Origin of the sequence: Paenibacillus sp. UMB4589-SE434 (assembly GCF_030226685.1) — a bacterium.
GTDB lineage: Bacteria > Bacillota > Bacilli > Paenibacillales > Paenibacillaceae > Paenibacillus_B.
Genome location: NZ_JASOYK010000007.1, coordinates 1 through 12,177, shown reverse-complemented (window position 1 = coordinate 12,177; position 12,177 = coordinate 1). Strand labels below are relative to the sequence as shown.

The following is a 12,177-nucleotide window of genomic DNA, read 5'->3' as shown; positions in this document are numbered from 1 at the left end:
AAATATCGTTATGTTTAATCGGCATAATCACCCATGAACTGCTTGTAAAAATAGCTTGTAAAGGGTTGTGGATAAAAACTATGGCTTTGAAATTGTGGTAGGTGTCGGATAATGAGCGCGGATTAAGATTACCGTGAATCAATACAATTTCGCTTTTAATCTAGATGCTCTCTATTTGACTACCCTTTCTGGTCATCTCTAAAATGTTACATTATATGGAAAATTAAAAGTGTTGTTCAGTTATTGCACTCCAATCGTAAAGTTGTAATTATAGAAAAATATTCCATTATAATGCGTTGAGTTGATTTTCGTTCTGCGCTATAATAAAGGGATGAATTTTGGCTGGTATGGCTGGAATACAGTAAGGAGGACGAAATAGCCCATGAGCATTAATTTGGATAACGTCGAGCATGTGGCCCGACTAGCACGCTTGCAACTGAGCGATGAGGAGAAGAATCAATTTTTGGACCAGCTTAATGCCATTTTGAAATATGCTGACAAACTGAATGAGCTGCACACCGACGACGTTCAACCGACTACGCATGTGCTTCCTATACATAATGTCATGCGTGATGATGTAGTACGTGAGTCGCTTCCAATAGAACGAGTGATGGCTAATGCGCCAGAGGAAGAAGACGGTCACTTTAGAGTGCCGGCAGTCTTGGATTGATAACTGAAGGAGGAAGACGCGTTGACGCCATTGGAACTTACATTAGTTGAATTGCAGCAGCAACTGAAGTCGCGATCATTATCAGCGACTGAATTGGTTGAAGCTTCTTATAAGCGTATTGCGGCTACGGAGCCGCAGATTCAGGCGTTCTTGACGCTGAACGAAGATCAGGCTTTAGGTGATGCGCGTGCTCTTGACGAGCTGTTGGCGCAAGGAGGACAAGTTGCCTCTCTCGCTGGTATTCCAGTAGGCGTGAAGGACAACATCGTAACAGATGGCTTACGTACAACTTGTGCGAGCCGATTTCTGGAGAACTTTATTCCCGTGTACGATGCGACTGTATCCCGCAAGTTAAAGGAAGCGGGCATGATCACGATTGGCAAGCTGAACATGGACGAATTTGCTATGGGGGGCTCCAATGAGAACTCTGCCTATCAAGTCACCCGGAACCCTTGGGATCTTGAACGTGTGCCAGGAGGATCAAGTGGTGGCTCAGCAGCAGCCGTAGCTGCCGGCCAAGTGCCGTTTGCACTTGGTTCCGATACAGGAGGGTCTATCCGTCAACCTGCTGCGTATTGCGGTGTAGTTGGATTAAAGCCTACTTATGGCCTTGTATCCCGATTTGGTCTGGTTGCATTTGCTTCCTCGTTAGATCAAATCGGCCCCTTTGCCCGTACGGTTGAAGATACAGCACTTGCGCTGCAAGCCATTGCGGGACACGATCCGATGGATTCCACCTCGGCTAACGTAGATATTCCGAATTATGTATCCTCCTTGCAAGGTGACGTCAAGGGACTACGTATTGGGGTACCTAAGGAATATATGGGTGCAGGTGTTGATCCTAAAGTAAAAGAAGCGATTATGGCTGCGCTTCGTGTCTATGAATCTCTTGGAGCGGAGTGGGAAGAAGTATCGCTTCCACATACGGAATATGCGGTTGCGGCTTATTATTTGCTTGCTTCTTCAGAAGCTTCTTCGAATTTAGCTCGCTTTGATGGCGTCCGCTACGGCGTACGAGCCAATGATCCGGACAATCTGCTGGATCTATACGTTCAATCGAGAAGCCAAGGCTTCGGTCAGGAAGTAAAACGCCGTATTATGCTGGGAACGTATGCGCTTAGTTCTGGTTACTATGATGCTTTCTATTTGAAAGCGCAGAAAGTACGTACATTGATTAAGAAGGACTTTGACGATGCATTCAGCCGTTACGATCTTCTTATTGCACCTACTGCGCCAACGACAGCGTTTAAGATTGGCGAGCAAGTGAACAATCCGCTGCAGATGTATATGAACGATATACTTACAATTCCGGTCAGCTTAGCAGGTGTTCCGGCGATCAGCGTGCCTTGTGGTCTGGCAGACGGAATGCCCGTTGGCTTGCAAATTATCGGCAAACCATTTGATGAAGCTACAGTTTTAAAGGCTGCGCATGCATTTGAACAACATACTGAACATCATAAGCTGCGCCCGCAGTTGTAAGAGGAGGATCTGACATGCCGAGTGTAAAATACGAAACGGTTATCGGCTTGGAGGTGCATGTGGAGCTGCATACGAAGTCTAAAATTTTCTGCGGCTGCTCTACTGCATTTGGCGCGCCTGCAAATACGCATACGTGCCCGATCTGCCTTGGTCATCCAGGTGTGCTGCCGGTATTGAACCGCCAAGCGGTTGAATACGCGATGAAAGCTGCCATGGCTCTGAACTGCGAAATATCGCCAATAAGCGACTTTGACCGTAAAAATTATTTCTATCCCGATTCACCGAAAGCTTATCAGATCTCGCAGAATACTCGACCTATCGGCTTAAATGGCTGGATTGATATTGAAGTAGGTGGTCTCACCAAGCGCATCCGTATTAATCGCCTGCACATGGAAGAAGACGCAGGTAAGCTGACGCATATAGATGGCGGCTTCGGTTCACTAGTGGACTTGAACCGCTGCGGCACACCGTTGGTGGAGATCGTATCAGAAGCAGATCTTCGCTCGCCTGAAGAAGCAAAAGCTTATTTGGAGAAAATGAAGGCCATTATGCAGTACTGTGATGTCTCAGACGTTAAGATGGAAGAAGGATCACTGCGCTGCGATGCCAATATTAGTCTTCGCCCTTATGGTCAAGCTGAGTTTGGCACGAAGGCAGAATTGAAAAATATGAACTCCTTCCGTGGTGTACTGCGTGGTCTTGAATATGAAGAAGAACGCCAAGCCGACATTCTGGATGAAGGCGGCAAAGTGGTGCAGGAGACAAGGCGATGGGATGAAGCGCAAGGACGAACCCTGACGATGCGCAGCAAAGAAGAAGCACACGATTATCGTTACTTCCCAGACCCTGATCTAGTGACGCTTATCGTTGAAGCTGAATGGAAAGATCGTGTTCGAGCTTCGATACCAGAACTACCTGACGCACGTAAAGCACGTTATGCAGCGGAGTACGGCTTGTCGAATTACGATGCTGAGGTAATCACCTCATCGATGAAGATTGCCGACTTGTTTGAGCAGAGCTTAACGTACACTGCGGACGCAAAAGCCGTTGCCAACTGGATTATGGGTGACTTGCTAGGCTACCTCAATCAGAATGGAAAAGAAATTGAAGAGGTGGCATTAACGGGTCAAGGTCTTGGCGAAATGATCGGACTTATTGAGAAAGGTACGATCAGCAACAAGATCGCCAAAACGGTATTTAAAGAGATGGTTGAGAGCGGCAAATCGCCGCAGACTATCGTTGAGGAACAAGGCTTGGTTCAGATCAGTGATGAAGGTGCCATCAAAGCGATTGTGGAGAAGATCGTTGCGGCTAATCCCCAGTCTGTAGAGGATTTCCGTGCCGGTAAAGAAAAAGCAATCGGCTTCCTTGTGGGCCAAGTGATGCGTGAGACAAAAGGAAAAGCGAATCCTACAGTTGTAAATGAATTGCTTGTAGCGGTATTAAAGCAAGCTTAGTTCTGGTATAAAAAAGCGGATGTCAGTTCATTTACGATTAGCCTGATGGAGCAATGCTCTGCTAGAGTGGTCTTACTCTTGCGGGGTGTTTGCTCCGTTTGTGCAAGTGTGCTGTTGAATCATATTTTCATTAAAGGAGAATATGTATGATAAAATCATTAGATCTAAAAGAGCAGGTCACATTGGAAGCCTTGTGGATGATGCAGTTAACCGCTTATCGTATCGAAGCCAATCTGATTGGCTTCGACAAGATTCCGCCGCTTATGGAATCAATGGAGCAGCTTGCGCAAGCAAATGAGAAATTTTATGGATGGTATACCGATGATCGTGTGCTGGCAGGCGCAGTGTCTACTGAAATGGAGGCACCGGGTGAATTGCAGATATGCAGGCTGATGGTGCGCCCAGACCACTTTCGTCAAGGGATTGCACGTAAGCTGATGGATCACGTGCTGAACATGGATGGCATCCATACGTTTACAATAAGCACGGGCTTGAAAAACGAACCAGCTGTGACGCTTTACGAAAAACTCGGATTTCAATATAAATGCGATGATGAGGTAGGTCCTGGAGTCATATTACGGACACTTGAGATGAAAGTCCCCTCATTTATGTAGATCTTTATGTTTGCCATGGCAAACTTCGATAGCAAGGGAGGTTGACAACCTATGGCAACAAACAATGTGGCTGATCCTTGGTTTATCGATAATGTGCATCTGACCATTCGGTTACTACTGGCCATGCTGCTGGGTGGTCTGGTCGGACTGGAGCGAGAACAAGCTAATCATCCGGCTGGACTACGCACCCATATTCTTGTGTGTATGGGTTCCGCACTTATCATGCTATTATCTATTTACGGATTCTCACAATTTATTACAGAAGGCAACGTCAGGGTTGATCCGGCAAGACTTGCGACAGCTGTAATAACAGGGATTGGATTTCTAGGCGCGGGTACCATTATTTTTACCGGGAAGTCGATAGCGGGACTAACGACAGCTGCGTCTCTTTGGGTAGTTGCTGCAATCGGGCTGGCTGTAGGAGCAGGCTTTTATTTTGCTGCAATCTTGACAACGGTGCTTGTTATCGTGAATTTATTCGTATTTAGCAAGCTGGAACAGCGGTATATGGTAGGCAAGAAACCGCGATTATTAATGCTGGAGACGGATGAAGCGATTGATATTGTACCAGACCTTAACGCGAGTATGCTAGGACACGGTATTGCTGTGAAAAAGATGACAATTATCCGCAAAGTGCATAACGATGATGATTATACGACTGCGGCTAAAGAAATCAGACTTGTGATCATCATACCGAAGCATACAGACCAGTTCTTGTTTGCATCTGAAATTGAACGTTTACGAGGCGTGCGTTCTGTGACCATTGAATAGTTATACCTAGACTAAAGTCGGTGAAACCTTCCTAGACCCAGGAAGGTTTCTTTGCGTTCTGGATTGCAATTACAATGAAGTTAACTGAAAAAGTGCGCAGAACACGGATAGGAAATCTTTGAACAGCTTGACAAGAAAGGATGTAATCAGGTGAAAAGAGAGAATGCTGTTACTGTACAGTCTAGGGAGTTAGATGAACAATTGGTAGCTCAATTTCAACAGGGGAATACGGATGCATTTCATGAATTGGTGGAAAGACATCAACATTTTGTGTTAACTTGTATTTGTCGCACAGTTCCGGATCGTTATCTAGCGGAAGATGTTGCTCAGGATGTATGGGTCAAAGTATATCGTTCTTTGCATACTTACCGTGGCGAAGCAAAGTTTACAACTTGGTTATACCGGCTTACGCGAAATCAATTAATCGATACGCTTCGTAAGTGGAAGTATCATCATCAAACAGAACTTCTTGATCAGAATGTCCATGTGCATTCAGCTCCTGTTCAAACACTGTCACTGTGGGACGATGTTCCAGAAGAGCGTTTGCTGAAGCGTGAACGTTGTGAGCAGGTTCAGGACACTCTTTGCAAGCTTCCAATCAAATATCGCACTGTTATGGTGCTGTATCACATGCGTGACAGATCTTATGCTGAGATTGCCGAACAGCTGGCTATGCCGGTTCGTACTGTGGAAACACGATTATACCGTGCCAAGTCGCTATTTAAGCGGGCCTGGGGTCAGATGACTGAACCATCCGTTACTTAAATTGATCAAGAAGGAGGGATAAAGATGAGTGAATATCGATCCACATCTTCAGCAAAGGACCAAGAAGAACAGTTTCTCCGTCAACGCATTCGTGAGATTGAACGCATTCAAGAGCAGCAGAACATGTCAAATAAAGAATTTGGATGGTACGAACAACAAGCACGTCAGCCTTACGCACATGTGCCGGAACCTCCTTTTATGAACCAGAAGCCACCGCGTAAGAGCAAATTTGTAGCTGTGTTGTTTTCATTCTTGTTCCCGGGTGCAGGGCATTTTTACTTGGGTTTAATGCAAAGAGGACTACTTGTCATGATGCTAATCGCACTTGATATTGTGGCTATTGTTTACTTTACGTCCAATATGGGTGAGAACGTACCATTAATAGTCCTGTTAGGCCTGTTTTTGCCAGTGATTTATTTCTTTAATTTATTTGACGCGATGCAGCATACTGATCGAGTAAACACTCAAGCCATTTATGGTGGGTCTGAAAAAGTTAAACAAGGCCCTTGGCTTGGCGTACTGCTAGTTATAATAGGGCTTATCATGCTGCTGTTCACAATTGACCCCAATTGGCTTCGTTGGATGTTCAAATATGCAGGGTCATTTGCAGGGGCTGCCGTCTTAATTGCAGGTGGGCTATATCTCCTATTTAAGGAATCCAGGAAAAAATAATAGCGGCTGAGAAGGAGTGTGGTCGTCATGATAAGGGTGGGGCGAATTACGGCAGCTCTGCTTCTCGTAGCCGTTGGAGTATTGCTGCTGCTTGATCAGTTCTTGAAGGCCAACACCATTACGTTGCTACTGACCTGGTGGCCGCTTCTATTAGTGAGTTGGGGAGTAGAGGCTGTTATATATGGTTGGAAAAATAAAAGCCGAAAATGGAAATTTGATATTATTGGTATGTTTACAGCTGTAGTGATTGCCATATCCGTCTTTACAGTTGCGCAGCCACAACTGTTTCGCGATTTTATTCGCAGTGTTCAGTTCGACTTTTCCATGATGAAACAAATGGTGTCATTGGATGGTGTTAAATTCGAGCAACCGATACAGAAGGAACGTATTTCCGTAGAAACAGAATCGCTCCGAGTAGAGCAGCAGATGGGTGATGTATATATTCAATCTGGAGCAGGCGATGAGATCATCGTTGAATCTCTCATTACGGTATATGGTCTTGCCAAGGAAGAAGCAAAGGCAGTTGCCGATCCTATAGAGGTACAGCTTGAGCATAACCAGCAAGAACGGCGCTGGACTATTCGCACGAATGGGACGGATAAGATTTATCGCTTGGGACATAAAGCTCGTATCGATCTTAAGATATCAATTCCGTCTTCTATACGTATGGAAAGTCATGTTCAAGTTGAAAGTGGAGATGTTTATATGCGTGGTACCTCGGGAGATGCGATGGTAACCGTCGATAAAGGCGATATTTTATTAATGGACATCTTAGGTAAAGTGCAGACGGAATCTTATAACGGTGATGTGGAAGTGAAGAACATTAGAGGGGATGTCCAGCTTCATAATCAAGATGGAGATATTATTGCCAATCGAATTGAACGTAATGCGTTGATTGTGGCCAGCAGCGGTGATGTTTCAGTGCACGATGTATACGGTAACCTTAGTGTTAGCTGCTTAAATGGTAAAGTTGAAGTGGACACGGAGGAAATCAGCGGAGATTGGGATATACAGGGGCTGGCAAGCGACGTTGCCTTACAATTGCCAGAGCATGCAGATATGACGATAACTGCAGAATCGTTATATGGCAGCATTAAGAGTGATTACCTGTTTTCGATCCAAGACAGACGGATGACAGGTGTTGTGGGTAACGGTCGTTATCAGATTCAAATTAAAACAAACGGAAGCATTCAAGTAGAACATTAACTTGTCAGTGATATTATCCCTTGCAAGTTAACATTGACAAAATAAAAATAGAAGACGTACAATGGACATATATTATTTGTTGATAATTGTTATAATGTAATATTGATACCCGTCAGTAACAAAGATTAAGGATAGAAGGTGGTGGTCAGGATGCAGACGCGGGTACAGCATGCATTGGAACATTTAAAGATGTCCGGCGTACGAATAACACCGCAGCGTCATGCCATATTGGAATATTTGATGGATTCCATGACACATCCGACTGCAGACGAGATCTATCGAGCGCTAGAGCCTAAGTTCCCAAGCATGAGTGTTGCTACTGTATACAATAACTTAAAGACATTTATTGAAGCGGGCCTTGTGCATGAATTAACTTATGGTGACAGTTCTAGCCGCTTCGATGCGAATGTGTCGGATCACTACCATGCGATATGCGAAAAGTGCGGGAAGATTGCTGATTTTTCGATGCCAGCGCTTGAGGCGGTTGAACAGACAGCAGCAGAACGAACTGGATTTCTCATTCGCGGACATCGAATGGAAGTGTATGGAGTGTGTCAGACTTGCGCACAGAATAATCGCGTAAGTTCCTAAACAATATGAGGGTTAACATGCGCGCAGCGACTGAGGTCCTGCGCGTTTTTAATTTGTGTATTATGCGTTTAATAACGCCATCAGAATGGAGGCTGACATGGGAAACAGCAATATGTCAAGACACATGTCGAAAAGTACAAACAAGCCTAAACCTAAAAGCAGACGAGGAGGGTGCCTCTTCTTATTATTCGGCTTATGTCTGCTTGGCTTTAGTGTGTGGCAGGGCTGGAAGGGTTGGTTGCCCAATCAAGATTATGCAGATACTAAATTAGTCGTCAAACAAGCCATTACCTGGAATGGTGAAGCTTCTGGATACGGAGCTAAAGGCAGCGGTGAAGGTTTATTGATTCCGCTTAAAGCTGTGCAAGAGCGAATAATGCCAACTGCCATATATGAAGAACGATCCAAACTTGTTATTCTTACAAATCAATCACACGTTGCTGCAGTCTCTACAGAAGGGGATAAAGGTTGGTTGGATGGGGACATGAAGAATTGGGGGATCGGCGCTCAAGTAGCGGGTGACCAAGTATATGTCCCAGCTAAAGTATTGGAAGAACTGCAAGTGGCAACGTTTAAGGAATTTGCAGATACCGGAAACATCCGAATTACATTCCCAGGAGATACGATTCAAATTGGGAAGATCAAGCAGGAGGACAAGACAAATACGATAGCAATGCGCTATCATCCGGAGAAAAAAGCTCCTATCGTCCGAGATTTGTCTGCTGACACTGCAATTACAATATGGTCGAAACAAGAAGATTGGGTTCTTATTCAAGATGATGGGGGCAGACTCGGCTATGTTCGTGAGGATGAAGTCGAGTCGTTGGAAAAGGAGAGTACGCCTAAGGTAGAACCACTGTCACCGCCTCAATTTGTAGAGGAAGAGATTCCTGTGAGCTTGGCGTGGGAGGCCGTATACTCACGGAACCCGAATCCCGATTCGCTGCCGGATATGCCTGGTATCAATGTAATCAGCCCAACCTGGTTCAGCCTGCAAGATAATGAAGGCAATGTATCCAGCAAGGCAGACAGACGGCTTATTGATTGGGCGAAAGCAGAGGGGAAATATGTCTGGGCGTTATTTAGCAACAGCTTTGAGCCTGAACGAACGACAGAGGCATTAGGTTCCTTTGAACGTAGAGATCGATCTATCCGCCAACTCCTTGCATTTGCAGAACAGTATAAGCTCGATGGTATAAATATTGACTATGAGAACGTAAACGTGGAGGACCGGGATAACCTGACTCAATTCGTTCGTGAATTGACACCTTTGTTCCATATGAAAGGGCTGGTTGTTTCTATTGATGTAACTGCCAAATCAAGCAGTGGCAGGTGGTCACAATTTCTCGATCGTAAAGCGCTTGGCACTGCTGTCGATTATATGATGGTTATGGCGTATGATGAACATTGGGCAGCAAGTCCGAAGTCTGGTTCTGTGTCATCACTGCCATGGGCGAAAAATGCAGTTGCTCGTATTATAGAAGAAGACAACGTTCCAGCACATAAAATGGTACTTGGCATGCCGTTGTACACTCGAATTTGGTCAGAGACCAGTGAGGCTGGCGAGACAAAGGTAAAGTCTGAATCCGTAGGGATGAGATCGATAAAGGAGTGGCTGGAAAAATATAAGCTGACACCGACTTTCTCAGAGCAAGAAGGACAGCATTATGCCGAGGTAACAGAAAAAGGTGTGAAGCAGCGCGTATGGATTGAAGATGAAACTTCTATAAAAGCACGTATTAAGATGGCCAGAGAGTTGAACCTTGGTGGAGTTGCGGTCTGGGCAAGAGCATTAGGAGATGATGATATATGGAAAATCATTCACTACTAAGATGCATATAAGGTAGTATGAACGTATGTATTCACGAGCCTGTGACAAGAACTTATAACTTTATTATAAAAAAAAGAGCCGTTATCTTCTTTGTCAGCATCATTCAGCTGATAGAAAGCGTAGCGGCTCTTTGTTTTTAATTTTATAGAGAGAATAGTGTTGATGAAGTAACTCCGTCTGTTGGAACATGGCTTGCTGCTAGTGGGTTAGTTAGATTTAGGGATTGAAGTGTCCTGTGCTGGACTTGAAGCTGGAAGGTGGCCGCTATGATCGGAATCTTTATCCTCGTATAAAGGATGCTCTGTAGCCTGATCAGGATCAAGTGTCAGTATGGTGCGACAGAACATACAACGATCGGTTCTTCCTAATATTTTGGTTTGCTTGCCGCATTCAGGACATTGGAGCATGACAGCACTGGTAGAGAGCATTCCGGCCCAAAAGTAAATAGCAACGCTACCTAAAAGAGCTACCATCCCAATGATCAAAAATATCGCTGCAAAAGGTCTGCCTGCCAATCCCCACATGAGAATACCGGCAGTGCCTAATACCATCAACCCCATGCCGCCCATGGTTAATACTAAACCCCATAGTCTAAATTCATTAATCTTGCTGGACTTGAACAATCGTGGCTGTTGAACAGGTTTGTTCGATAGATGGTTCATGGTAGCGACTCCTATCAAGAATAGAATAGTTTTATACAAATTAGGAGGAAAGAGACGATCTATGTAGAATTATAAACTATCATCACCTGTAAAGAAAAGCCATTATGTTGAATCGACAATTTTGGATAAAGTAAGAAGAACGCTAATAAAAGTGTGGGGTACGTGTGGACAAAGGAACTAGGAAGTATTCACTGCCAATAGATCATCTTCTAAATAACGAATTAGTTGTCGGTATCATTACAATAGACCGAGAAGCTGTCGAATCTAAGATTCCCCAGTTTGTAGAGTGGCATCATTACCTGATTGTGATTCAGAACACCTCTATGCCTCTTCCGCGGAGTCCGATTCGGTTAATTGATGAGGATAACCAGCATATAATCATTACTTGCTTGTCTGCGAGTGAGCTTATGGAGGGGGACCCTATGAGAAATGATGACATGAGGCGCGTGATTGCTATGGGAAACATTGAATGGGATCGATTCGGTTATATTGAATCGTTGCAGCAAAAGCTGCGCAGTATTAATAGTGAGCGAGAGCAATTGATGCTCTCCAAGTTTACATTATTCGTTTACTCCTATTTGAATGCCAAGCGTATGCTGCATGCAGGTCATGAGCTTGATGCATTGACTTCAATTGCAAAAGCATTAAGGGAATGGGCGGAGTTGTCTGCATATGAGGAAGGCTTTGTGCCGGACCTTCATATTTGGCACCAAGTAAAGTCACTGAATCCGGGTGTTCATAAGTTGTATGAAGAATTGGCAACTAGCGGAGAGACGATACACCAACGTGTTGAACTAGTGCTTCTTGCTTGTGAGTTTTCTATAACAACCAAGATGAAGACGTGCTTGGCTCCTCTTATTCGTATACTTAAGCAGGCAGAGAAAGGTCTTACGTTACAGGAAATGGAGCAATTCGTTGAGCTGCAAGTAGTGGCGGAGCACTTGCCGATGCTGATGGATAAGTTGATGAGAAGGGGCTACGTCCAATCTACATTAACACGGCCAGAAGAGGCGTGGGTATCGATTGGTCTTGCTCCTGTGTACCATTGGAACGAAGAACGCGAGGTTGTACACGGCTGACTGCCATAGTGGTTCAGCCAAGTGTATACTTGGCTGAAGTAAGCAATAGGCTGTTATATTATTTTCTTAAAATAAGGTGTTGACTTGATCGCATAGGTTATGATAAATTAGAACTCGTCCTTCTTATAGGGGATGCGAGACAAGCTTTGAAAGTTCGTCAGTTCAAATGATTGAACTAAACGGCTGAGAAAAAGTTTTTAAAAAAAGTGCTTGACTCGAAAGTGGTTAACATGATATATTATAAAAGTCGCCGCTGAACGATGCGACGAACTAAAGCGAAGGTGATGAACAATCACTAAGCTTACATTGTTCCTTGAAAACTGAACAACGAGCAACGTTGAATGAAGGACATGATCTTGATCATGAAGCGCATTGAACGG

12 protein-coding genes are annotated in these 12,177 nt (G+C 44.6%); 11 read left to right on the top strand and 1 reads right to left on the bottom strand.

Annotation, left to right across the window (positions count from 1 at the left end; translation table 11 throughout):
* The first annotated feature begins 382 nt into the window (after window positions 1-382).
* The 10 genes from gatC to QP775_RS19960 all read left to right on the top strand — a co-directional run bounded on the left by gatC (window position 383) and on the right by QP775_RS19960 (window position 10,056).
* A complete protein-coding gene (gene gatC / locus QP775_RS20005) occupies window positions 383-670 on the top strand; it encodes an Asp-tRNA(Asn)/Glu-tRNA(Gln) amidotransferase subunit GatC (RefSeq protein WP_285108679.1) in 288 nt (95 codons plus the stop codon).
* Between the two features lie 21 nt (window positions 671-691).
* The gene (gatA, locus tag QP775_RS20000; protein WP_285108677.1) at window positions 692-2,149 is read left to right on the top strand and encodes an Asp-tRNA(Asn)/Glu-tRNA(Gln) amidotransferase subunit GatA; all 1,458 of its coding nucleotides are present in this window, start codon (window positions 692-694) and stop codon (window positions 2,147-2,149) included.
* A 14-nt stretch (window positions 2,150-2,163) separates the two neighbouring features.
* Complete coding sequence (gene gatB / locus QP775_RS19995) at window positions 2,164-3,606, top strand: Asp-tRNA(Asn)/Glu-tRNA(Gln) amidotransferase subunit GatB (protein WP_285108675.1); 1,443 nt, start codon at window positions 2,164-2,166, stop codon at window positions 3,604-3,606.
* 146 nt (window positions 3,607-3,752) lie between these two features.
* Window positions 3,753-4,220 (top strand): GNAT family N-acetyltransferase, encoded by a 468-nt coding sequence (locus tag QP775_RS19990; RefSeq protein WP_285108673.1) that lies wholly within the window; start codon window positions 3,753-3,755, stop codon window positions 4,218-4,220.
* A 66-nt stretch (window positions 4,221-4,286) separates the two neighbouring features.
* Complete coding sequence (locus tag QP775_RS19985) at window positions 4,287-4,991, top strand: MgtC/SapB family protein (protein ID WP_239331934.1); 705 nt, start codon at window positions 4,287-4,289, stop codon at window positions 4,989-4,991.
* Between the two features lie 150 nt (window positions 4,992-5,141).
* Window positions 5,142-5,756 (top strand): RNA polymerase sigma factor, encoded by a 615-nt coding sequence (locus QP775_RS19980; RefSeq protein ID WP_239331857.1) that lies wholly within the window; start codon window positions 5,142-5,144, stop codon window positions 5,754-5,756.
* Between the two features lie 24 nt (window positions 5,757-5,780).
* Window positions 5,781-6,428 carry a DUF6677 family protein gene (locus tag QP775_RS19975; RefSeq protein ID WP_239331859.1) on the top strand — a complete coding sequence of 216 codons (648 nt, stop codon included), beginning with the start codon at window positions 5,781-5,783 and terminating at the stop codon, window positions 6,426-6,428.
* Window positions 6,429-6,455: 27 nt separating this feature from the next.
* Window positions 6,456-7,634 carry a DUF4097 family beta strand repeat-containing protein gene (locus tag QP775_RS19970; protein ID WP_285108669.1) on the top strand — a complete coding sequence of 393 codons (1,179 nt, stop codon included), beginning with the start codon at window positions 6,456-6,458 and terminating at the stop codon, window positions 7,632-7,634.
* A gap of 150 nt (window positions 7,635-7,784) precedes the next feature.
* Window positions 7,785-8,225, top strand: coding sequence for a peroxide-responsive transcriptional repressor PerR (perR, locus tag QP775_RS19965; protein ID WP_239331871.1), 441 nt, complete (start codon window positions 7,785-7,787; stop codon window positions 8,223-8,225).
* Between the two features lie 124 nt (window positions 8,226-8,349).
* Window positions 8,350-10,056: a glycosyl hydrolase family 18 protein gene (locus QP775_RS19960; RefSeq protein ID WP_285108666.1), complete on the top strand. Its 1,707-nt coding sequence runs from the start codon at window positions 8,350-8,352 to the stop codon at window positions 10,054-10,056.
* 206 nt (window positions 10,057-10,262) lie between these two features.
* Here QP775_RS19960 and QP775_RS19955 read toward each other — a convergent pair whose 3' ends face one another.
* Window positions 10,263-10,718, bottom strand: a complete 456-nt coding sequence (locus QP775_RS19955) for a YgzB family protein (protein WP_285108664.1) — start codon at window positions 10,716-10,718, stop codon at window positions 10,263-10,265.
* A 422-nt stretch (window positions 10,719-11,140) separates the two neighbouring features.
* On the opposite strand from QP775_RS19955, the gene QP775_RS19950 reads away from it, so the two are divergent.
* Window positions 11,141-11,797 carry a hypothetical protein gene (locus QP775_RS19950; protein ID WP_285108662.1) on the top strand — a complete coding sequence of 219 codons (657 nt, stop codon included), beginning with the start codon at window positions 11,141-11,143 and terminating at the stop codon, window positions 11,795-11,797.
* The last annotated feature ends 380 nt before the right edge of the window (window positions 11,798-12,177 follow it).

Excerpts from the sequence above, each read along its gene's own strand:
- QP775_RS19950 (WP_285108662.1), top strand. The coding sequence starts at position 11,141 with ATGAGAAATGATGACATGAGGCGCGTGATTGCTATGGGAAACATTGAA.
- gatB (WP_285108675.1), top strand. The coding sequence starts at position 2,164 with ATGCCGAGTGTAAAATACGAAACGGTTATCGGCTTGGAGGTGCATGTG.
- QP775_RS19970 (WP_285108669.1), top strand. The coding sequence starts at position 6,456 with ATGATAAGGGTGGGGCGAATTACGGCAGCTCTGCTTCTCGTAGCCGTT.
- gatC (WP_285108679.1), top strand. The coding sequence starts at position 383 with ATGAGCATTAATTTGGATAACGTCGAGCATGTGGCCCGACTAGCACGC.
- perR (WP_239331871.1), top strand. The coding sequence starts at position 7,785 with ATGCAGACGCGGGTACAGCATGCATTGGAACATTTAAAGATGTCCGGC.
- QP775_RS19975 (WP_239331859.1), top strand. The coding sequence starts at position 5,781 with ATGAGTGAATATCGATCCACATCTTCAGCAAAGGACCAAGAAGAACAG.
- QP775_RS19960 (WP_285108666.1), top strand. The coding sequence starts at position 8,350 with ATGTCGAAAAGTACAAACAAGCCTAAACCTAAAAGCAGACGAGGAGGG.
- QP775_RS19990 (WP_285108673.1), top strand. The coding sequence starts at position 3,753 with ATGATAAAATCATTAGATCTAAAAGAGCAGGTCACATTGGAAGCCTTG.
- QP775_RS19955 (WP_285108664.1), bottom strand. The coding sequence starts at position 10,718 with ATGAACCATCTATCGAACAAACCTGTTCAACAGCCACGATTGTTCAAG.